Genomic DNA, 21,910 nt, shown 5'->3' with positions numbered 1-21,910 from the left:
TAATCGTTTGCGTTTAGACAGGCTTTATTCGCTTTTGGCATTTAGCTTAAGAAATTTTGAATAAACGAGAACGACAAACGATGAAGCATTGACAAGTCCACTACTAAACATCATGAATATCATTTTTTTGTAAATATAGAATGCATAAATTGCAAACGTATGTTCCTTATTGTATACTAAATAAGTAAGTAACTAGTTAATCAAAGGAGCTGTGGATAATGACTTTACGTTTAATCCCCTACTTAATCATGGAAGGCAATGCGAAGGAAGCTATTCAGTTTTATGAAACGGCGCTAGATGCTAAAGTTCTGTTCAGCACAACGTTTGGAGACATGCCGGAAAACCCTGAATTCCCTTTATCCGCAGATGCCAAACAGCTTATTGCGCATGCCTTGTTAAAAGTTGGCGAATCCGATCTCATGTTTAGCGACACTTTCCCTGGTGCACCTTATAACAAGGGAGATCATGTTACGATTTGTATTACGCTAAGCGATGCAGAGAAAGCGAAACAAATTTTTGAAGCTTTGCAGCAAGGCGGACAGGTGACCATGCCGCTGCAAGAAACTTCTTTCAGTCCGGCCTATGGAACGATCACGGACAAGTACGGCATACCTTTTCAAATTTTTACGGAAGCCAAGCGTTAATTCATTCTCACGTTAGCCGTTTCTGCTAAAGACTCTGTTCGCATCACTGCGACAGAGTCTTTTCTATTTCAAGTATCGGTCATTCATCACGAAATATTTTCATTATTCTGGTCCTTGCAACAAATACTAAGCTTCATCCGTTAGTGATTATGAACAGCATACAACTCTACATACAGAAAGGAATTACAACGATGAATCAAATCATGAAAAAAAGCCTTTCCTTGCTTGTCCTCTCCACAATGATGTCCACTGGGGCAGCCTACGCGGAATCCAATGAATCCCTGAACGCTGCAGAACAATCATCCATTTCGATACAAATGAATGGCGAAACGCTCGCTGAGCATGGTTACCAGCCATCGCCATCGACTGGCACTGAACCCATGCTGCCGCTTCGTGCCGTTGCAGAAGGCTTAGGCTTTACACTGGCGTGGAATCCAGAAAGCTTATCTGTGGATTTAAATAAAAGGAACATCTTTACAACAGTGAAAACAGGTGAAGACCGCTATACCATCAACAAAATGTACACAACTCTCGGCACAGCTCCTGTTCTGTTGGATAGCAAACTCTACGTACCTGCTTCCTTTGTTAACAAAGTGCTGCATGGATCGGTTACGACGCAAGGTAACTCCCTATCTATCTCCACAGACGAACAACAAAAGAAAATCCAAGTTACCGGCGTCATTACTTCGATCACAACGTCAGGCGACCAAGGTTTGATTCATATTCAAGGCATTGGGACCGATGGCATTGTGCTGAATGTGGGCAAGGATACGGTCTATCGCATGCTCGACGATACGAAACTCAGTCTCTCCGACCTTCATATCGGGTTGACCGTCTCCGCTGAACATTCCATGATTGCAACCATGAGTTTGCCGCCGCAAACGCCTACCTCGCGGATCACGGTTCTGGATGCGAAGCTTCAATCCGATCTCATTGGCACTGCAGGTGAAATTGCAGAGGTTCGTAATGACGATAGCGGTAAAACTAGCCTCCTGATCAAGGGTACTGGATTAAGCGATACTTCGCCTAGTGAAGTCGTTTTGCAGCTCTCGGATGACACCGTTTTGATTCGTCAGGATGGCGAGAAAATAGAGAAAAGCGCACTCGTCAAAGGTGCCCAAGTCATCGGCTTCTACAAGCCTATGTTGACCAAAAGCCTTCCGCCAATCGGCCAAGCCTGGAAAATTGTCTTGGACGAAAACAAAGAAAAATAAACAAAAAAGAGCCATCTGCGGATTTGAGCGGATGGCTCTTTTTGTAAGTGTTCATGAAGTTTGTTTTGGATGCTCCCTCAACCAAATGAGCATATCATCTAACGTTTGGACAGGTACAATCTGTAGATCGGGTGCTCCCTTCCTAGCCTCATCTTCATTTTGAGCGGGTACGAAAAACACATCTGCCTCTGTCCTGCTGACCGTATAGGCTTTCTGTTCCAGCCCTCCAACAGGTCCGACGGAACCGTCAGGTTCTATAGTCCCCGTCCCTGCAACCTGATGACCATTCAAAATACCGGAAGGTGTGAGCTGGTCGATCAACGTAAGCGCAAGCATCGCTCCGTGTGACGGACCGCCTTCGTGAAGCAAATAATTATGATAATTCACAGTCTCGGGAATGTCGTATTGCAATTGATTACTAATATAGATCCCAAGCGCAGCCCGGTTCGGATCATCCGTAGAGGCGCGTGTCCCCATCTTCAACGAAATTGGTTTACCTTCCCGCAGCAACCCGATGTCCACTTGATCGCCAGGTTTAGCTGTACCCATGCGGGCACTCAATTCTCGAACGTTTGTAACCGTTTGTCCGCTAACTGACGCAATCACATCACCTCGCTGCAGGATACCTTCAGCCGGACTATTTTTTACAATTCCTGTGACAAGGATGCCGGTCGAAGTAATTCCCTTCCCTCTGCCCAGCTTTTGCAAGGCAATAGCGCTTCCCGCGGCGTTTGCATCCACTTTCTCTGTGTGCACTTCCTGGTTGTACTCACCGATTGAAATACCCATACGATTAACTTCGATAGAATAATGAGGAAATAATTTGGCGTACACCCAGTCTACTGGGAATGCAGGACGGTCAAAAACGAGCACGCCTGAAATGTCTCCATGCTGACTCCCGCCTTGTATTTGGGCATACCGGTTCATATTAAGCGTAATTCCCGGATAGGTGACCAAATAACCGGTCGGGCAGAATAAACCGAGCAGCACACCGACGGTTAAAACAAATGCGGATATACTTCTATATGGAACCTTTCGCACTTTGCACTCACTAAAAAACAAATCTATAAACACTAATAACCATGACAGGGCGAGTGCGCTCACAGAAAACGGCAGCTGCTTCGGTATCGTAAGAATGATGATCATCGCAATCAAGCCGACAATGAAAACAGCGCCTGCTCTAATTTTTGACCAAAATGAAAAATCTATTCGGGGAGCTTTTCCTTTTCTAAACAACATGACGGCAGAAGTAACGATCCAAATAAGCGGAACAAGCGCCAGCACATACACCAGAAAATCAAGCGCATCAATCCAATAGAGTCCTCTTCCGAACCGGATCGGATCCGGCAGCCATACCAATTCTCCAACGATAATTAGCGCTATCGCTAGTGCCATACCCAAGTAATACAGCCTGTGCAATTGTTTCATACTTTCTATCCCCAGTCATAAGGACTTCAACATCTACCTACTGTAACATGAAACGTATTCACTGACAAAAAGAAGAAAAATGCACGAAAAGAGACAAACTGTTTATGACAGTTGTCTCTTAGCATAGAAATTAGTAAGAATTCGGGAGCTCATTGGTACCCGGGACAGGAAATCTCATGATTCTGTCATCATCTTTGATGATTATGTCTGTTGCAGACATTGTGCCGAGCGATGCTCCACTTGGGTTTGAAAGTTTCAGGACAAACTTCTTCTGCGGCTCCATTCTTTTGTCATCAATGATTTCCACTTGAATCGTTTTATTGGTTTCTCCATCTTCAAAAGTTACCGTGCCAGAGGCTTCCACATAATCGCTTCCTTCATGAGCAGTTCCGCTAACGGCATTATATGCCACAGTTGCTCTTCCAGCGTTACTACCTGAACGAACAAGCTCAACATTAACCGTTCCATCGTTTTCATTGACTGTATAAGAAGCAGCTTCGAACTGAAGCTTGGCTTTGCGGCCAATGATCGGATCGTTATCTTGATTGCATCGCATAATCGAAACCGCTGATTGCTGATCCGTCACCCGTGTCATAACGAACGCTAACTTCTTTGTCAGATGGATTCGATCGTGTAACGGTCAAATAAATGGAGCCCCCTGATTCCAAGATTGAATAACTGGAGCTTTCTAAAGAAATCACATCTGAAGCAGGATCCGCATGAACAACATGAGCTGTATGTGGAATAAGGATAAGCATAGCCGCAAGGGTTGAAGCAATAACTTTTTGAGTCTGATTTCTTTTGATTGTGGACAACAACTTTTTCATTGATAATAACCTCCAAATATATGAATTCAAACAAGCCAAGTACAATAAGGGAAGCTTTCCTCCTCTACCTTCTAATTGATCGATCACCTTTGTGATTATAGCGCACACCATCCGATACATTCCGTATCATTACTCACAAATCATCTGTGTATTTTTTCACGTATCCACCACACAAAAAACCACTTTCCCCCATGGACCTGGCCAGTGGTGAAAAGTGGTTCTATTGGGGCAGCTAAACGGCGATGTCAGCAACGATTTCTTCGTCCAATGCAAGCTGGATTTGATCCCAAAATACACGAGTCTCGTATTGGTTGTACACATATTGCACGATGGCTTCAAGCAGATTGGCTTGTGTAAGGATTTGACTGCGTCCCTCTGCAAAAATTTCTGCAGAAAAGCCTAAATCTTCGTCCCACATCATTTCAACATCCACATCCGTTGGTTGAAGCCGTTTGCGCTCTGCCATATGCAAGCAGATAGCGTTAATGATTTCTTGTTCGCTGAGGCGCATATTAATACCTCTTCGGATCCCGGTTTCTGCGTTGCTTGAAGAATGAAACGATCTTCATGATGACAACAATCAAAATAACGATAGCTAGCACATTGACTAATAGACCTAGTATATTGCCCAGTGCTCCCATGCCGCCAAATAACCCTCCGAACAGGAGGCCGGCCATTCCTCCGATAAGCAATCCTCTCATAAGGCCCCCGCTAAAAAATCCAGGTTTTTTGACAGGCGTTGTCGCTCCTGGCGTTTTGGCGGTAGAGGAACTTGGTTCATTTTTGGAAACGTTATTGGCAGGCGCTTTTTGCTGTTCTGTAGGCGTGTAGCTTTTGCGCGGCGCTTTGTAGGAAGATTTTGCTTCAACCAGCGTTGGCATCGTAATCGCAAACACCAGCATGCTTGCCATCAGCAGCATGACTAATTTTTTAAACATAACGTTGTGACCCTCCAGTTGTATGGTTAATATGAAAGTTTGTACACTTTCGCCCCATACTATACGCTCGAGTCTAAGTTTGGTTTCAACTACATCCCGTTCGATTGGGCTGGCTTGTCATTTTTGCAGGTCGTTTGCCTCCGGCAAATTGAATGCAAACATAACACACAAGGAACAATACCATGAAACCTGCCGAATAACGGTACATCATGGCATATCCGTACAGGGATGAGATGGCGCCAAGCAGAAGCGCACCTAAGGCAACACCTAGATCCGTAGAATTATAAAACATACTGTTGGCCATGCCATGCTGCTCTTGTGGCGTTGATCGCAGCATCCATGCTTGGATGGTCGGTTGGATAGCGCCGAAGCCCAAGCCATAAAGCAGTGCCGATAAGATCAGCATTGGCATTGAAGTTGCAAAAGAGAGAATGATCATACTTGCAACTACACTAATTGCTGCCGGAATCAGAACAGCGCCATGCCCCTTTTTATCGAATAGCTTACCCGATATAGGACGAATCATAATAATGGTGATGGCATTGAACATGAAGAAGAGGCCAACCTGTTCGATATGAACTGCTTCGCCAAACAAAGCTATAAAGCTCAATAAACCGCTGTAAGTGACCGACAAAAGCACATTTAACAGTGCAGGCGCGATTAACTTGGCACTAAACGATGGTTGCTTTCCATCCGTTTTGACGGAAGAAACCTCTTTTCTTGGCTCAGGTGGAATCGAACGCGTTAGCAACAGAAGGGGAAAAATGATCAACAAGGTGAACGAACCTATCACAGTAAGCGTAGAAAATCCGAATTGTTTCATCACATTCAAGCCGATCATCGGCCCCATGGACATCGCCAGACTCGTCGAAAGACCAAAATAACCGATGCCCTCCCCCATCCTTCTTCCCGGAATAATTTGTGAGACAAGAGTAGGAATAATTGTACTCGCCATACCGAACCCTATTCCATAACCCACACGCATAACAAGCAGCGAGCCTACCGAATCTGCCCATACATACAAACCTGTAACAATAGCGGCTACCAACAACCCTATATACAGAATGACTTTACGCTGCACTTTGCGAATCAGTACAGCGGTTAGAAAGCGCGTGGCAATTGCGGATAAAGCAAATACACTGGTAACTAGACTTACCGTTAAGTCTCCAGCGTGAAAGTTTTCTTTGACAAAGGCCGGAAATGAGGAAAGTAACATTTGTAAATTTAAAAATAAAAGAAACGAGCCTATCGTTAAGCTAATAAACGATCTCGTCCATAGTTTGTGTATTTCCTGACTGTGCATGATGTTTTCTCCTATTCTGTTTCTGTAAGTTCACTCACCTGGTTGCTAACGCGAATAAGAAGGTTCATTAACAGGTTATATTCCTCATTCGACATGCATTGCCTGACGTCTGTAATGACTTTCTGTTCGATCGGAATCGTCTCTTGCATCAATGAACTGCCTTTATCCGTGATATAAACCAGGAATGAACGACGATCATTCTCTCCCGTTTTCTTATAGACATACCCCTTGCCTTCCAATTGATCAAGAATCCTTGTTGTCGTAGGTCTGTCTTTCCCAACACGCTCGGCAATCTCTTTCTGCATCAAACCATCCGCCTTGTCGATCTGATACAGAACCGACCACTGTTCGGGCGTAATGTCATACACCTTCAGACGCTGCTGCAGCAAGTTCGAAAGTTTGCGATAAGTCAGCCCCATATTGAAACCAATGGAATGGTCTAAATGGCTGCCGGTTGTCTTCATGACTTCGTCCTTCTTTCGCAAAAATTAGTTGTTACAACAATTATATGTTAGACAACAATTACTGTCAAATGAGCAACAAAAAAAGCTTGATTGCTCAAGCTTTCTCCTTATTAAATAATTTCATCAATGATGCCAAGAGATAAAGCATCCTCTGGATTAATAAACCAATCACGCTGATGTTCCTGAACGTTGACCAAATCCTCTAGCTGAAATTTACTTTTCGATAACAAATATTGATCATATACTTGCTGCAGTCTTTGCGTTTCATCCAGCCTATTTTTTAAATGCTCCATATGTCCACCAATGTGATTGGAAACCGAATGATACATAAACGTGCTTAATCGGCCTGCATACCGCTTATGACCGCTCGCGGCGATCAATAGGCTCATACTCGCTGCGAGTCCGAACACATACGTATGAACGGGTGTCTTGCTGTTATCAATTACATTAATAAGGCCAAGCCCGTCGTACACGCTGCCACCGTTACTATTTATGATTAAGTCGATGGGAGCACGCTTATACTCTTTCTCTTTCTTATCCTTGTCATCATCAAATTGATTAATTTTGAATATATGTTCAATAACTGTTTTCACGGAGCTTTTATTTATGCCATCAAATAAATATAAGGTTCTTTCATTCATGTATCAGCCTCCACTCTGTTCACGGCTTACTGATACAGTTACTATATTCCCCTCTTTCAAACTGTGTAACTGTTTTTTTCATTCTTTTCAAAGTTATAGGCATAAAATCCCCGACCGGATTTGCGCCCTAAACGTCCGGCTTTTACGTATTTGCGCAGCAGTGGACATGGACGGTACTTCGAATCTTTAAAACCTTCATATAAAATATCCATAATTGAGAGGCAGGTATCGAGCCCGATAAAGTCGGCAAGCTCCAGCGGTCCCATCGGATGACGCATGCCTAACTTCATTACGGTATCCACCGCTTCCACCGAAGCAACCCCTTCATAAACGGCATACACGGCTTCATTAATCATAGGCATCAAGATTCGATTCGAAACAAAACCGGGGAAGTCGTTCACCTCCACCGGCGTTTTTCCCCATTTCTTGGCAAGGCCGAAGACAGCTTCAAACGTTTCCTGTGACGTTTCCAAGCCCCTGATCACTTCAACCAGTGGTATTACGGGCACTGGGTTCATGAAATGCATCCCGATGACCTGTGTAGATCTGCCAGTCACAGCCGCAAGTTCGGTGATAGGAAGCGCGGACGTATTCGTTGCGAATAGGACCGAGGGTGGACAAATGACGTCCAACTTTTGAAAAAGGGACGCTTTCTGCTCCCTATTTTCCGATATCGCTTCAATAATAAAATCAGTCTGATCCGCTTGTTCCAAATACTCCGAGGGCTCAATGCAGCTAAGGATACTCGTTTTCCTTTCCTCCGAAAGCTTCCCGCTCTCAACACTCCGGGCTAGATGATTGGTTATCGCGGCTACCCCCTTGGTGACGGATTCGGGGGAAAGATCATGCAGCAGCACCTTGACACCAGCCGCTGCGGCAACTTGCGCGATGCCGCTGCCCATTTGCCCTGCGCCTACAACCATGATAGTTCGTATGTCCATTTGGATGATCCTCCTTATACGTCCACACGCAAAAGAATGGCATCCCCCTGCGCGGCGCCGCTGCATATCGCTGCGATCCCATAACCGCCTCCGATCCTGCGCAGTTCGTGGATGAGCGTTAATATGATTCTTGTTCCGCTGGCAGCAATAGGATGGCCAAGCGCAACAGCGCCGCCATTCACATTTACCCTTTCGGCATCCCAACCGAGCAGCTTTCCGCAGATTAAGGGTACGGCAGCGAAAGCTTCATTGACTTCAAACCGGTCAATCTGGCTCAGCTTCATAGACGTTATCTTTAATAGTTTCTGAATAGCGAGTGCTGGTGTAGTCGCAATATAAGGCGCTCTGTCTCCAACGGATGTATGACCGAGAATAACAGCTAACGGACATACCCCTGCAGACCGCGCTTTATCCAAGGACATGATCGACAATGCCGCAGCCCCGTCATTCACGCCTGGGGCGTTGCCCGCCGTTATTGTCCCATCCGAAGCATGCAAAGGAGTCAAAGCGGCAAGTTTTTCGAGGCTCGTGTCTGGCCGCGCCGCTTCATCGCTAATGATTTCTACAGTGCCTCCCACTCTGCTTATTGGGACCGAACCGATTTCTTCTGCCATGAAGCCTTTGTTAATCGCTTGTATAGCGCGTTGATGGCTGCGCAGCGCCCACTCGTCCTGCTCACTGCGGCTGATTCCAAATTCAGCTGCCACATGGCTGCCATGCACGATCATCGGCACTTTTTCGAATGCACACAGGAGTCCGTCATGCGCCATGGCATCAACCATCTCCTGATTCCCCATACGTGCTCCCCAACGCGCGCTTTGCAGCATATACGGCGCGTTGCTCATGCTTTCCATACCGCCTGCCACAATCGTGTCGGCATCGCCTGAACGGATGATCTGATCCGCAAGCGTCACGCTCCGCATACCGGAAGCGCATACTTTGTTTATCGTCTCAGTTGTCACCTGCCAGCTTAACCCTGCAAGTCTCGCCGCCTGTCGGGAAGGAATTTGGCCGGCGCCCGCTTGCAGCACCATGCCCATGAGCACTTCATCGATATCGGCAGCTTCAAGCGAAGCACGCGCAATAGCTTCTTTTATTGCAATTCCGCCCAGCTCTACAGCTCTTGCTTCTTTCAACGCGCCTCCGAATTTGCCGAAAGGCGTTCGCGCCCCGCTGACGATAACACTTTCCCGCATGAGAACCTCCTCCTTCAGCGATCAGCTACTCTTTCTCCGGCAGTAAGGTTTTGGCTATACGCGCATCCAAATCTTCATAATCCTCATAACGAATGGCGTCATACAGTTCCTTCCGCGTTTGCATGTCTCCCAATGAATCCTTCTGCGTCCCGGATTGCTTGATTTCATTGAACACGCGTTCATAGGCTTTGGCAGCGACGCGCAATGAAGTCACTGGATAGATGGCCATGCGAAATCCCCAGCTTTCGAATTGCTCAGCCGTATAGTAAGGCGTCTTGCCGAATTCCGTCATATTCGCTAAAAGTGGCGCTTTGATCTCTCGGCCGAAACACTGATATTCTTCTTCGCTCTCCAAGGCTTCGGGAAAAATGCCATCCGCACCCGCGCTGATATAATGCTTTGCTCGATCGATAGCAGCGTCGATCCCTTCGACGCTCCTGGCATCTGTTCGAGCCAGTATGAATAGAGTCGGGCTGGTTACTTTGATCGTTTGAATTTTCTGAACCATTTCCTGGATCGATACCAGCTTCTTGCCATTTAAATGCCCGCATTTTTTCGGCATTTCCTGATCTTCAATCTGAACGGCAGCCACCTTTGCCTCGACCATTTCTTTGGCTGTTCGGGCCACATTCAACGGACCGCCAAACCCGGTATCGATATCAACCAGCAGAGGGAGTCCCGATGCGCGGATTAATTCACGGGCACGTTCTGCGACCTCGTTGGAATAGATAATGCCTAAGTCCGGTAGTCCCCGGCTGGCGGTGAATGCCGCACCGGAAAGATATATCGCTTGGAACTGACATTGCTTCGCTATTCTGGCTGCCATGCCGTCATGAGCGCCGGGAATTTGCACGAAGGGGCCCGCTTCCACGAGCTTGCGGAAATCAGCAGCCAACTCTGCTTGATTGGGTTCCTTTTCGACCAGCCACGCCATACATTCTTCCCCCTCCGTTCAAATGACAAATTGGGCCATAAATTCATGCACAGGCATTTGAATAAGCCGATCGTAATCCAGCGAGAGCTTCAGGATTTGCGCGGACTTTTTCCGAGGAAACCGGGTAAGCAAGTTGGATTCATATTTCTGAACAATTTTCGGCAACCCTTCCTCGCGGCGTCTGCGATGTCCAATCGGGTATTCACAGACCACTTTGTCTGTCTTCGTCCCGTCCTTGAACGAAATCTCGATCCCGTTAGCAATGGAGCGTTTCTCGGGATCGAGGTAATCATGACTGTACTGATCCTCCTCTAGTACGACCATTTTCTCCCTAAGTGCGTCTATTCTCGGATCGCTCGCCGCTTCTGCTTCGTAGTGCTCAGCGGTTAATGTCCCGAAAAGCAAAGCAACCGCAACCATGTATTGCAGACAATGATCACGGTCAGCCGGATTTTTCAGCGGTCCCCGCTTGTCGATGATGCGAATCGCTGATTGATGAGTGAACAGCGTAATTTGGTGGATCTCGTCCAGTCGCCCGATCACCGAATGATGCAGATCACATGCGCATTCCACCGCGGTTTGCGCATGAAACTCAGCAGGAAACGAAATTTTAAATAATATATTTTCCATCACATATGACCCTAGAGCTCGCCCTAACGTCAAAACTTTGCCTTTAAATAACACATCTTGGAACCCCCAGCTTTTCGCGGATAAGGCTGAGGCATAGCCCATTTCCCCGCCTACTGCCATTAACGCCAATCGCACGGCTCGGCTTGTGGCGTCTCCGGCTGCCCAAGATTTACGCGACCCCGTATTCGGGGCATGGCGGTAAGTTCTTAAGCTTGCGCCGTCGATCCATGCGTTGGAGAGCGCGTTCAGGAGCTCCTCTTTGTTCCCCCCTAACATCGCAGTGACTACAACGGTCGAAGCGATTTTCACAAAATGCACATGATCGAGCCCAACCCGATTTAAACTGTTGTCGAGAGCTAGAACACCTTGAATTTCATGCGCTTTAATCGCCATTGTCAGAACGTCTTTCATAAGCAGCGGCGCTTTACCCTCCGCTATTCGGCTGCGGCTGAGATAATCGGCAGTTGCCAGGATGCTGCCCAAATTATCGGAAGGATGCCCCCATTCGGCTGCAAGCCAAGTATCGTTATAATCGAGCCAACGGATCATGCATCCGATGTTGAATGCGGCTTGAACCGGGTCGAGCTCAAGTCTAGTCCCTGGCACCCTGGCGCCTCCAGGCAGATCAGCCCCTGGGACAATCGGCCCCAAAAGTTTGGTGCAATCAGGAAAACGAAGCGCCAAAAGCCCGGTTCCAAGCGAATCCATCAGCACATATTGAGCAATCCGATAAGCTTCATCACTCTCTATCACATAATCGAGCGTGTAATCCGCAATAGCGACGAGCAATGGATCGAATTCTCTTTCTCTAACAGAAGCGTGTTCGGTACCGCTCATCGATGTTCATCCCCCTTGGGCGATGGATGCAAATCGCGTGGCCCATTATACAGAACACGCGGCCTGTAAAGGCGATTGTTTGCATGTTGTTCGATCACATGAGCGCTGATTCCGATCGTGCGGGCAGCGAGAAATACTGGTGTAAAGCATGCTATCGGTATGCCGAGCAAATGATACACCGGAGCGGCATAGTAGTCTAAATTCGGATACAGCTGTTTCTCCCGTTCCATCACTTTTTCCCCGGCGACACACATTTCATAGCGTTCAGGCTGACACTTAGCCGCCGAGAGGTTTGCCAACGCTTCTTTCATAAGAATGGCGCGCGGATCCGGCTTTTTCATATATACCCGGTGTCCGAAGCCCATAATCCGCTGCTTCTGCTGCAATTTCTTCAGCATGAACGCTTCAAGTTGTTCCGCTGAACCTGCCTCAAGCAGCATGAGCATGACCGCTTCATTCGCACCGCCATGCAAGGTGCCTTTTAACGAGGCGACTGCTCCTGTCAAAGCACCGTAAATATCCGCTTGGGTTGAAGCAATAACCCGGGCTGCAAATGTGGAGTTCGGCATTTCATGCTCGCTGTATACGATTAAGGACTGATCGAACACTTCTTCTTCCATCTGAGACGGAACATGCCCGGTTATCATATATAAAAAGTTTGCCGTATAGGACAAGTCCTTACGAGGCTCAATAAATGGCAGACTCGCCGTTGCCCGGTATCCGTTCGCTAGGATCTGCGGCACTTTGGCGAGCAAACGAATCGCTTTCCGGGTATTCGCTTCACGGGAACGATCATCAAGCTCAGGATCGAAAGCGGCAATAGCCGAAATGCCAGTGCGCAGAACATCCATCAGGTTCGCATGGTCTGGAAGCAACTGCAAGATAGCGAGCACAGATTGGGGGAACTCATATTCCGATTTAATTTTGTCTTCCAAGGCGCGTCGTGCTTCCGGTGAAGGCAGTTCGCCATCAAGCAGCAGAGCTGCGATATCCATGTACTTCACCTGCCGCGCAAGCTCAATCAGGTCATAGCCGCGCAGCACAATCTCTTCTTTCTCAACATCCAGAAACGAAATATCCGTTTCGCTGGCAATCACATTTTCAAGTCCGGGCCGTAGACGCTCATCCATCTATTTCCTCTCCCTTCCTCTGACGCATTGCCTCTTCCATCAATCGGCTAGAAGCATTTTGGAAATAACCAGACGCTGAATTTCGTTCGTTCCTTCATAAATTTGCGTAACCTTTGCATCGCGTAAATAGCGTTCAACCGGGAAATCCTTGGTATATCCATAGCCTCCGAAAATTTGCACGGCCTCTACAGTTACCTGTACAGCCGTATCGCTGGCGAAAAGCTTGGCATAAGCGGATTCTTTGCCGTAGGACATCCCCTTGCTTTCTCGCCAAGCCGCTTGATAGGTCAACAGTCTCGCTGCCTCAATCTTGGTTGCCATATCCGCGAGCTTAAAAGCGATAGCCTGCTGCTGGCCAATCAGCTTGCCGAACTGCCTTCTCTCCTTCGCATAAGTGAGAGATGCATCCAGCGCTCCTTGTGCGATGCCAAGCGCTTGCGCAGCAATGCCATTTCGCCCCCCATCCAGCGCCTTCATTGCAAGGGTAAACCCTTCCCCTTCCTTGCCTAGAAGATTTTCTGCAGGAACACGGCAATTGTCGAACACAATCTCCATCGTTGGCGATGAGCGGATGCCTAACTTTCTTTCCTTTTTCCCAAAAGAAAACCCGGGAGAACCTTTATCAACGATAAAAGCGCTGCATCCTTTATGCTTGGCCTCCGGGTCGGTAAGCGCGAAAACGATGTAAATTTCGGCTTCTCCCGCATTGGTCACAAAGATTTTGGATCCGCTAAGTACATAAGCGTCCCCGTCTCTCTTCGCCGTTGTTCGCATTGCTCCGGCATCAGAGCCTGAACTGCTTTCGGTCAAGCAATAGGCGCCGAGACGCTTTCCTTGTGCAATCGGCCGCAGGTACGTTTGCTTCTGTTCCTCCGTTCCATACTTATTTAAGGACCAGCCGACAAGTGATGTATGTACGGACAGCATCACGCCAGTGGAGGCGCACACTCGCGACAATTCTTCAATGACCATCACATACGTAACGAAATCCGACCCCAGTCCGCCGTAGTCTTCTCCCCACGGAATTCCAGTCAAGCCTAGTTCCCCCATTTTATCGAAAATGGACCGATCAAACCTCTCTTCTTCATCTCGCTGAGCAGCTGTTGGTTCAATCTCACGTACAGCGAAATCCCGCACCATCCGGCGAATCATTTCTTGCTCATCCGACCATTGAAAGTACATGCCCTAGCCCCCTTCAACATGGTAGCCATAACTTTAGCTGCAGCGAAGACTATTGCGTAACTAGCTTTTTGTACAAACCCTTAAAGCGCTTGCATCTTTGTGGGCTCATTCTATATATACACGGGTGAAAGAAGCTTATAACTTCTATTTAGGAAAAGAACGTGAACAGCATGCAGAGAAGGCCTGCCTCCTGGCCTATTTCCAGTATCGCTGGGCAGGCGCTCAGGATTGCGGGATTTGCTCCACATACCATAAGTGATGACGGGAAAGGGATTTCGCGATGTGGTTTAGCCTGTTCAATTCAAACCAAAAAGGAGGGACATTTTATGAAGATATTATTTCTGGAGAATCACCCCATGTGGATTCACGGCCTTCCGAATGGATTTCGCGATGCCGGCCATCAAGTCAAAATTTCCGGTCGCTTAACGCCTCAAAAAATACCCAGGCTGATTGCCAGTTTCCGGCCTGATTTGATCATTACTTTAGGATGGACGCGCGAGCATCAACCAAAAAAACGAAAATGGATTCGGAAATATGTGAAGCAATCGGGCATCCCCCATGTATACTGGGCAACGGAAGATCCCACGCATACCCAGACCTTTACTTTGCCTTACATTCGCCAGGTGAAACCAGATTTTATTTTCACGATTTGCCAGCGAAGAGTCGGCGAATACCAGAAGATGGGTTTCAAAGCTGCCCATTTGGATTTCGGCTATCATCCCAGGGTACACCACCCCGTCCCGGTAAATGCGAAATACCGCGCCGATGTTGCAATCGTAGCGAATGCATATCCTCACATCCTCGCCAAATATACGCGACATCATCGCATTAAGTCCCTGCACCAACTTATTAGTCCTCTCGTTAAAAATAAAATCCCCATCGCTTTATGGGGAAGGCAATGGAGTCAGATGAAACGGTTGCTCGGCGCACCAATTCCAAGAAAATGGATACGCGGCTACCTGCATTATACGAAAGCGAATCAAGTATACAGCTCAGCCCAAATTATCCTCGGCCTACAAAACCAACTTACTCAAGTTACCCAGCGCACATATGAAATACTAGGGTCGGGTGGGTTTCTAATTACAAGCGATACCCCAGAAATCAGAAGGCTGTTTAAACCTGGCAAGCATTTAATCACTTCCAAATCGCCGCACGATACTCTCCGTCTAGTCCGCTACTATTTAAATCATCCTCAGAAAATGAGGCAAATCCGTACGGCCGGGAAAAAAGCCGCCGCCGCTCATTCTTATAAACAGCGTGCTCTGTATATGATTCGGTCATTAACGAATCAAGGGATTCTCTCGCCAAGCAGCACACGTAAACGTTAGCCCGCTTAGACAAACAAGAAGAACGCCTAGCGGCGTCCCTTGGTATAAGCCATATGTTAGCGCATGGGGAGTGCGACAGCCGCCATGCGGTGGCGCACAACGCGCGCCCGAGGAGGTACTGTGGGACTGCCTTTCTCCATATACAGCGATATCGACGGAACTACGATGCCTTATTCCAGGGTAACGCCCCTTTTCTTCCTCTGAAGCGGAACTAGGGTGCGTTAAATGACCCCATACGTGCCTACAACCCAGCATTTCCCACTCATAACACACTGTAGTTCCGCGAAATGTCCCCACGACCATAAATTCCGCCTCTTAACGCACCCACGTTCCACTCACCCCTGCAAAAACACGATCTCTCGCAGATCGAATCGCGTTTTGAGTGATCTTGGGTGATCCAATCCGTTGTGGCACATCCGTATGTCCATCATGTCAAATGCGCGTACCACACGATACGAGCGGAAACTCTCCGCTCTGCGAGCTCGTCACGCACAAACCTGACGACATCTGCTTTCGTAGAAAAAGACTGCCTATTCAGCAGTCCTCCGTTATAAATCCCTTAAAAATCCTTCTTCTTGCATGTATTCTTCAACTTCTTCATACGTTTCAAAGGCGGCATCCAGATTCTTTCCGGCATGAACGTACCACAAGTCTTCGACAAAGGTAACGGTCAGGATATGATCATCCTCGTCAATCCAACGTTCCTCGCCATCTATTTTCTTGCCGCCTGCCTTGTCACCTGATCTTGTGAGGGATTGAATGGACTTCTCAACAAGGGCTCGCAGCTCGTCGGCTGTACATTCACGGATATTTACGAACCCTTTTTCATCAGTCGCATAACCCTTCATCTGGCCTGCGTACACAAATCCGTTTCCATTCGGATGGATGTGGTAGGCCACTATTTTTTTATCAAAGGCGCTTTCCTCGTAATGAAAATTAACCCGTCCAAGCGACACATCTTTGCGTTCTAATTCCGGAAAAGATGCCAGAATCTCTAACTTTTGCTGGAAACTAAGCATAAAGGCCCCCGTATCCCTATTTAAGGACTTCTAATTTAAAAATGTTCTCTAATTTGCCGTCCGTCCGTTTCTTTAGAGGAACTTTAATATCTCTGCCCAGCTCTTTAAAGAAGGTTTCTACGTCGCAGTTAACGTTGGATAGCTCAACCTTAACCGTGCCCTCTTCTACGATCGTCTGATTGTCTTCAGCGGGAACAACAACATCCACAGCGTACTTCTTTGTAAGTGTGTTGATGTATCTGCTGAAAATTTCAAGCAGCTCTTCGTTGTTGAAATTTTCAATGACCACTTTCCCTTTATTCGTAAAATTCAATTTAACTCTCACTGATTACTTCCCCTTTTCTATGAAGCTGATTATTTTCGTGTGGGTCGTGAATGGCTTGATCTTAGAGTTGCTAGCAAGAAAAGGTTTCATTTCCCCGTGAGTGATGAGTAACGCTCTCATCACACTTCTTATCTATTCTACTTGTTTCTATAGGTCCGAAGCAATATAAATATATCCTTTTGCTTTCTTTGTAACCAAAAAAGAAGCAGGTTAAACCCCTGCTCCGTGATTTCCTTGATTCAAAAATTGGCGCTGTGAAGGATATCCATCAAGCTCAACTTACGTGGTATACTAGTTTCATTACATGCACTTCTAAAGGATGGACACCTACATGGCATTTGGCATACGGAGAGCAGAATTGCATTCATGGCAAGAGGCCGTACTTCGCGGCGAAATCGCTTTTTTAACCCATTACTGGCTGGATGAACGATTTGCGGGCATTCGAACCGTAACGAAGGTTGGCTGTGCCAATTTGGAACGTTTATCGGCATGGTGTGTTGCGAACGGTCTCAATCCTCGTTATATTCATAACCGGCCTCCCTACCCCCACTTCGATCTGATCGGACCGAAGCAGAGAGAGATCTTGGAGAGAGAGGAACAGTGGGAGCAAATCTCGCGATTCCGAATTTAAATGCCCGCTACGATTCGCTTGGCGCGCACAGATACTTGATTTAGCAGTTCACCTTCATCGATGGTAAGTAACTCTCGATGTCTCATCAGGATTTTTCCATTCACGATTGTCGTGTCCACATCTGCTCCATTCACGCAGTAGGACAGCAAAGACTCCGGATTATGCGCTGGTTGTAAATGGGGTTTATTCATGTCAATTAAGATGATGTCCGCTTTTTTCCCAACTTCAAGCGTGCCGACTTGCTTATCGATTTGCAGCAGCTTGGCGCTTTCTACTGTTGCCATACGTAGCGCAGTGACCGCGGGAAGTACTGTAGGATCTCCGTAATCCAGTTTCTGCAGCCATGCTGCTGCCTTTATCTCCTCGAACATATCCAGTGTTGATGCGCTTCCCGCTCCATCCGTTCCGAGTCCAACCGTTATGCCTTGATGCATCAATTCCACGATGGGCGCAATGCCGCAACCCAGCTTCAAATTGCTCACAGGATTATGGGCGACACCGCCGCGCATCCCTTTCAACCATTGGATATCTCGATGATTCAAATGAACCCCGTGCGCCAGAAGCACGTGATCATGTTCGAAAAGACCTATCTGATACAAATATTCAGTAGGCGTCTGATTATAGGTCTCTCTCATCTTGATCACTTCTTCTTTCGTTTCCGCCAAATGAATATGAATCGGAACCTTTTTCTCACGTGCAAGGCGGATGACTTCTTTCAAAGGTTCAGGCGGACATGTATAAGGAGCATGCGGACCGATCATCGTCGTTATTCGGCCATCTGCCCGTCCACTCCAGCGATCAATTAAATCTATGGCTTCGGTTAATCTCTTCCCTTGGTCATCTTCCAGAAAGACCAGTCCTCTCGTTAAGGAAGCTCGCATGCCAACTTCTACTACAGCCTCGGCAATTTCATTCATATAAATATACATATCGGCGAATGCCGTTGTGCCTGATCTAATCATTTCTGCCATCGCCAGCTTGGCTCCCCAGTAGATGTCCTCTGGGGTCATATTAGCTTCTGCCGGAAGCATTTTTTTACTGAGCCAATCCATCAGCTTAAGATCATCTGAAAAGCCTCGCAGCAAGCTCATGGGCGTATGCTGATGCGAATTTATGAGTCCAGGCATAGCAAGCATCCCTTTGCCATCGATAACCGTATCCGCTTCCGCATGTTCATCCGGACCCATGTTTGCAATTTCCTCTCCCTCTATCACAATTTGACCAAAATACGGGACCTCAGCTTCTTTCATCGTGTGAATCATAACGTTATGAATGACTATGTTCATCGAAAAAACCTCCTAGATTTGTAATAGCTAGAAGGTTAAACGATAACGTAAGGTTAAGGTCAAGCGGACGGCAGCCTTAGAATTGAAGTTTTGCGTCTATTGAAACCAGCCAATAAGCAGCGGGGTTATGCATAAGGTGACGAACGCGGTCACCAGCATGGCAATTCCGGCAACAGAGCCTGTAAGAGCATCATATTCGAATGCTTTGCTAATCCCTGCCGAATGTGCGCTTGTACCTAACAAGACACCACGGGCCACAGGCCCTCGAATTCGGAACCATTTTACGATATAAGGGCCTAGGACAAGCCCCAGAACGCCTGTAATTAATGTGGCAACTGCGGTTATCGTAGGCAAACCGCCAATGCCATGAGAAATGGAGATGGCGATTGGCGTCGTAGCCGAGCGCGGCGCTAAACTATCTACAATTTCGGTGCTTAAGCCGAATAGATGAGCTAAACCCGCTGATGTGACAATGGATGCGACAGCCCCGCAGCCGACACTAGCCATAATAACGAATGCATGTTTTTTCATAACATCGAAATGTTTATAGAGCATAACCGCAAGCGCAATGGTGGCAGGTTCAACCATTTGGCTAAGCCAGCCAGCCCCTTCGTTGTACGCATCGAACTTGACGCCGCTAATGGAAATGACGGCGATGATGACGATCGGAGCCACGAGCAGCGGCGTCAGATATATTTTTGGATATGCCCGATAAAGCCGTTTTGACGCCCAGTAGCAGGCAATGGTTCCACAGAACCAGATTATGGCCCATAATGCAGCTGTCATGCCACCTCCCTCCTTTTTCGATGATGTTTTGCTGCCCATTCCCCCATTAAGCCCGCACACAGCATCACGACGATTGTGCTGCCAACAATCGTGATTGTGATCGATAGTCCGCTGTGAATCACTAACGATTTGTAGTTCATAATCCCGACCGCCGCGGGGATGAAAAATAGCAGCATCTCGCCAAGCAGCCAGGAAGAGCCCTTTTCAACCCAATGGAGTCGAATGATCTTCGTTTTGAGGAGGCCAAACAACAACACGATGCCGACAATACTGCCAGGTACAGGAATATGCAGCCAGCGTACAAGAGCATCGGAAAATTTTGCTATACCGATAAATAGTGCGATTTGAATCATCGTTTGAAATAAGCTTCTCATACACGTCCGCCCCTCTCTGTTCATTCAGTATACAAAATGAATTATCATGGGTAAAATGAATTTAAGTTATGATTTTCATTCCATTTATCTATGAAAGAAGGGGTTTCGTGGATATCCGCCATATGCAATATGTAAATGAAATTGTTCGTGCTAACAGCTTTACCAAAGCGGCGCAAGCTTTGCACATTACTCAGCCAACGATTTCCAAAGCCATTCGAAATTTAGAAAACGAGCTTAACGTCGAGTTGTTCATCCGGGATGGCAAACAAATTAAACTAACGGATGCAGGCCAAGCGATTTGTACTTACGCCCAGCCTATCCTACAACTGTTCGACCAGTTGCAGGCCGAACTCAATGACATGACTTTTTTGAACAAAGGAAGCATTCGAATTGGACTTCCGCCTATGGCAGGTTCGAACTTTTTTCCGAACGTGTTTAAAAAGTTTCAAGACCGCTATCCAGGCATCATGATCAAAATGATTGAAGATGGAGCTAATAAAATCGAGGAATACGCAGCAGACGGTACGATAGATGTGGGTGTTATGTTGGCGCCCATTCAGCAGGAGCTGTTTGATTCGTATTCGTTATTCGAGGATCAACTAAAGGTCATTATGCATCCTTCTCACAGGCTGGTAAACCAAGAGAAAATTGAACTTGCAGAACTAGCGAACGAGCGCTTCATTTTATTTAATAGCGATTTTGCCCTGCATGGCCGAATTATTGCTGCATGCCGCTCAGTTGGTTTCGAACCTCATATCGTCTATGAAAGCTCACAGTGGGACTTTATAGGCGAGATGGTTGGAGCTGAATTAGGTATTGCAATGCTGCCTAGTACAATCTGTCAATTGCTTAAACCTGGCAAAATTGCGGTTGTTCCCTTGGTTCAACCAACAATTCCATGGCAGTTAGTCATGGCGTGGCGCAAAGATGGCTACCTTTCTTTAGCAGCGAGGGAATGGATACGATTCACAAAAGATATTTTCACAAATCCTGTTGCTCAATCTTCAGAACATTCATACTAATTGCTTGCATACCTTAAGTATGTTATTTTTAAGTTCATCTTACAGATGTACATACGACCATTCTTTCATACACAGGTGATTGCCTCATGACCCCTAAGTTAAAAGTTACATTCGTTTTCATGCTCAGTATCTTCTCTTTCCTTTGCTTTCTCTGTATTGCTTCTCTGTTCAGCGGGCAACTGGTTAAGCAATTTGACAGCACGATTATTGCTTTCATTCAAGGTATGGAAGCACCATGGTTGACGGTTATTATGAAAATCTTTACTTTCATTGGATCAACAAAGACGGTCGTAATCCTCTCGTTAGGCCTAATCGTTTTTCTTTATAAAGTGCTGCATCACCGGCTTGAACTTACGCTACTTGTGATGATACTTGCCGGAACCGCCATCTTCAATCAAATTCTCAAGTCCATTTTCACCCGGGAACGCCCAAGCTTGCACCGCCTCATCACCGAGACGGGTTATAGCTTTCCTAGCGGCCATTCCATGGAAGCATTTGCGCTGTATGCCACAATCGCATTTCTCCTATGGAGGCATATGGCCACACGCCGCGGTAGAACTACACTGGTCGTTTTCAGCGTTTGCATGATTGTCCTTATAGGAATAAGTCGCATTTATTTAGGGGTTCATTATCCCAGCGATGTCATCGGCGCTTATTTCGCAAGCGGCTTTTGGTTTGCTATCATGGTTTGGCTCTTCCAATGGTACAAAGAATTTCGCTACTCTAATAAAAAAGTTAAAGAAAGAACCTCCAATTCCACAAAATAAGAGGCCACTGAAAAAGTCCCATTATGAGGTACTGTAACTCAATTCTATTGAGGGAGCAGTACC

At 46.9% G+C, this 21,910-nt stretch carries 25 protein-coding genes; 6 read left to right on the top strand and 19 right to left on the bottom strand.

The annotated features are described in order from the left end of the window. Positions 1-218 precede the first annotated feature (218 nt). Both ABRS97_RS21165 and ABRS97_RS21160 read left to right on the top strand, forming a co-directional pair. Positions 219-644: a VOC family protein gene (locus tag ABRS97_RS21165; RefSeq protein ID WP_367817281.1), complete on the top strand. Its 426-nt coding sequence runs from the start codon at positions 219-221 to the stop codon at positions 642-644. A gap of 191 nt (positions 645-835) precedes the next feature. Then, complete coding sequence (locus ABRS97_RS21160; RefSeq protein ID WP_367817279.1) at positions 836-1,858, top strand: copper amine oxidase N-terminal domain-containing protein; 1,023 nt, start codon at positions 836-838, stop codon at positions 1,856-1,858. A 51-nt stretch (positions 1,859-1,909) separates the two neighbouring features. Here ABRS97_RS21160 and ABRS97_RS21155 read toward each other — a convergent pair whose 3' ends face one another. From ABRS97_RS21155 to ABRS97_RS21090, 14 genes are all read right to left on the bottom strand, one after another. Then, the gene (locus ABRS97_RS21155; protein WP_367817277.1) at positions 1,910-3,286 is read right to left on the bottom strand and encodes a PDZ domain-containing protein; all 1,377 of its coding nucleotides are present in this window, start codon (positions 3,284-3,286) and stop codon (positions 1,910-1,912) included. 130 nt (positions 3,287-3,416) lie between these two features. After that, positions 3,417-3,881, bottom strand: a complete 465-nt coding sequence (locus ABRS97_RS21150) for a Calx-beta domain-containing protein (protein WP_367817275.1) — start codon at positions 3,879-3,881, stop codon at positions 3,417-3,419. Then, on the bottom strand, positions 3,823-4,113 hold the full coding sequence (locus tag ABRS97_RS21145) for a Calx-beta domain-containing protein (protein WP_367817273.1): 291 nt from the start codon (positions 4,111-4,113) through the stop codon (positions 3,823-3,825). Before ABRS97_RS21145 ends, ABRS97_RS21150 begins: the two co-directional genes overlap by 59 nt. 232 nt (positions 4,114-4,345) lie before the next feature. Beyond that, positions 4,346-4,624, bottom strand: coding sequence for a DUF2653 family protein (locus tag ABRS97_RS21140; RefSeq protein ID WP_367817271.1), 279 nt, complete (start codon positions 4,622-4,624; stop codon positions 4,346-4,348). Position 4,625: 1 nt separating this feature from the next. Further along, on the bottom strand, positions 4,626-5,051 hold the full coding sequence (locus ABRS97_RS21135; RefSeq protein WP_367817270.1) for a hypothetical protein: 426 nt from the start codon (positions 5,049-5,051) through the stop codon (positions 4,626-4,628). 85 nt (positions 5,052-5,136) lie between these two features. Further along, complete coding sequence (locus ABRS97_RS21130; RefSeq protein ID WP_367817268.1) at positions 5,137-6,354, bottom strand: MFS transporter; 1,218 nt, start codon at positions 6,352-6,354, stop codon at positions 5,137-5,139. An 11-nt stretch (positions 6,355-6,365) separates the two neighbouring features. Then, the gene (locus ABRS97_RS21125; protein ID WP_367817267.1) at positions 6,366-6,818 is read right to left on the bottom strand and encodes a MarR family winged helix-turn-helix transcriptional regulator; all 453 of its coding nucleotides are present in this window, start codon (positions 6,816-6,818) and stop codon (positions 6,366-6,368) included. 110 nt (positions 6,819-6,928) lie between these two features. Beyond that, a complete protein-coding gene (locus ABRS97_RS21120) occupies positions 6,929-7,459 on the bottom strand; it encodes an ATP-dependent Clp protease proteolytic subunit (protein ID WP_367817265.1) in 531 nt (176 codons plus the stop codon). A gap of 56 nt (positions 7,460-7,515) precedes the next feature. After that, positions 7,516-8,400: a 3-hydroxybutyryl-CoA dehydrogenase gene (locus tag ABRS97_RS21115; RefSeq protein ID WP_367817263.1), complete on the bottom strand. Its 885-nt coding sequence runs from the start codon at positions 8,398-8,400 to the stop codon at positions 7,516-7,518. 14 nt (positions 8,401-8,414) lie between these two features. Beyond that, positions 8,415-9,596, bottom strand: a complete 1,182-nt coding sequence (locus ABRS97_RS21110; protein ID WP_367817262.1) for an acetyl-CoA C-acetyltransferase — start codon at positions 9,594-9,596, stop codon at positions 8,415-8,417. Positions 9,597-9,621: 25 nt separating this feature from the next. Continuing rightward, the gene (prpB, locus tag ABRS97_RS21105; protein ID WP_367817260.1) at positions 9,622-10,530 is read right to left on the bottom strand and encodes a methylisocitrate lyase; all 909 of its coding nucleotides are present in this window, start codon (positions 10,528-10,530) and stop codon (positions 9,622-9,624) included. A gap of 18 nt (positions 10,531-10,548) precedes the next feature. Next, a complete protein-coding gene (locus ABRS97_RS21100) occupies positions 10,549-11,997 on the bottom strand; it encodes a bifunctional 2-methylcitrate dehydratase/aconitate hydratase (protein ID WP_367817258.1) in 1,449 nt (482 codons plus the stop codon). Next, entirely contained in the window at positions 11,994-13,127 is a 1,134-nt protein-coding gene (gene mmgD / locus ABRS97_RS21095; protein WP_367817256.1) for a citrate synthase, read from the bottom strand. Before mmgD ends, ABRS97_RS21100 begins: the two co-directional genes overlap by 4 nt. Before the next feature lie 39 nt (positions 13,128-13,166). Next, positions 13,167-14,309 carry an acyl-CoA dehydrogenase gene (locus ABRS97_RS21090; RefSeq protein ID WP_367817254.1) on the bottom strand — a complete coding sequence of 381 codons (1,143 nt, stop codon included), beginning with the start codon at positions 14,307-14,309 and terminating at the stop codon, positions 13,167-13,169. Positions 14,310-14,635: 326 nt separating this feature from the next. Here ABRS97_RS21090 and ABRS97_RS21085 point away from each other — a divergent pair, with 326 nt between their 5' ends. After that, the gene (locus ABRS97_RS21085; protein WP_367817253.1) at positions 14,636-15,637 is read left to right on the top strand and encodes a CgeB family protein; all 1,002 of its coding nucleotides are present in this window, start codon (positions 14,636-14,638) and stop codon (positions 15,635-15,637) included. Between the two features lie 548 nt (positions 15,638-16,185). On the opposite strand, the gene ABRS97_RS21080 is transcribed toward ABRS97_RS21085, so the two are convergent. Beyond that, entirely contained in the window at positions 16,186-16,656 is a 471-nt protein-coding gene (locus ABRS97_RS21080) for a hypothetical protein (protein ID WP_367817251.1), read from the bottom strand. 16 nt (positions 16,657-16,672) lie between these two features. Continuing rightward, positions 16,673-16,981, bottom strand: a complete 309-nt coding sequence (locus tag ABRS97_RS21075; RefSeq protein WP_367817249.1) for a hypothetical protein — start codon at positions 16,979-16,981, stop codon at positions 16,673-16,675. Between the two features lie 331 nt (positions 16,982-17,312). On the opposite strand from ABRS97_RS21075, the gene ABRS97_RS21070 reads away from it, so the two are divergent. Further along, a complete protein-coding gene (locus ABRS97_RS21070) occupies positions 17,313-17,612 on the top strand; it encodes a hypothetical protein (protein ID WP_367817248.1) in 300 nt (99 codons plus the stop codon). Here the strand turns inward: ABRS97_RS21070 and ABRS97_RS21065 are convergent. The 3 genes from ABRS97_RS21065 to ABRS97_RS21055 form a co-directional block, all read right to left on the bottom strand. After that, the gene (locus ABRS97_RS21065; RefSeq protein WP_367817246.1) at positions 17,609-18,898 is read right to left on the bottom strand and encodes an amidohydrolase; all 1,290 of its coding nucleotides are present in this window, start codon (positions 18,896-18,898) and stop codon (positions 17,609-17,611) included. The two genes, ABRS97_RS21070 and ABRS97_RS21065, sit on opposite strands and share 4 nt — an antisense overlap. Before the next feature lie 96 nt (positions 18,899-18,994). Continuing rightward, positions 18,995-19,684, bottom strand: coding sequence for an LrgB family protein (locus ABRS97_RS21060; protein ID WP_367817244.1), 690 nt, complete (start codon positions 19,682-19,684; stop codon positions 18,995-18,997). Then, on the bottom strand, positions 19,681-20,058 hold the full coding sequence (locus ABRS97_RS21055) for a CidA/LrgA family protein (RefSeq protein ID WP_367817242.1): 378 nt from the start codon (positions 20,056-20,058) through the stop codon (positions 19,681-19,683). Before ABRS97_RS21055 ends, ABRS97_RS21060 begins: the two co-directional genes overlap by 4 nt. A 107-nt stretch (positions 20,059-20,165) precedes the next feature. On the opposite strand from ABRS97_RS21055, the gene ABRS97_RS21050 reads away from it, so the two are divergent. Further along, positions 20,166-21,080 (top strand): LysR family transcriptional regulator, encoded by a 915-nt coding sequence (locus tag ABRS97_RS21050; RefSeq protein WP_367817241.1) that lies wholly within the window; start codon positions 20,166-20,168, stop codon positions 21,078-21,080. Positions 21,081-21,166: 86 nt separating this feature from the next. Then, positions 21,167-21,847, top strand: coding sequence for a phosphatase PAP2 family protein (locus ABRS97_RS21045; RefSeq protein WP_367817239.1), 681 nt, complete (start codon positions 21,167-21,169; stop codon positions 21,845-21,847). Positions 21,848-21,910 lie beyond the last annotated feature (63 nt).

The sequence above is a fragment of the Paenibacillus tabacirhizosphaerae genome (genome assembly GCF_040812395.1).
Lineage (GTDB): Bacteria > Bacillota > Bacilli > Paenibacillales > NBRC-103111 > Paenibacillus_E.
The sequence above is the reverse complement of the archived record's forward strand: the minus strand, read 5'-3'. Positions and strand labels throughout refer to the sequence as shown.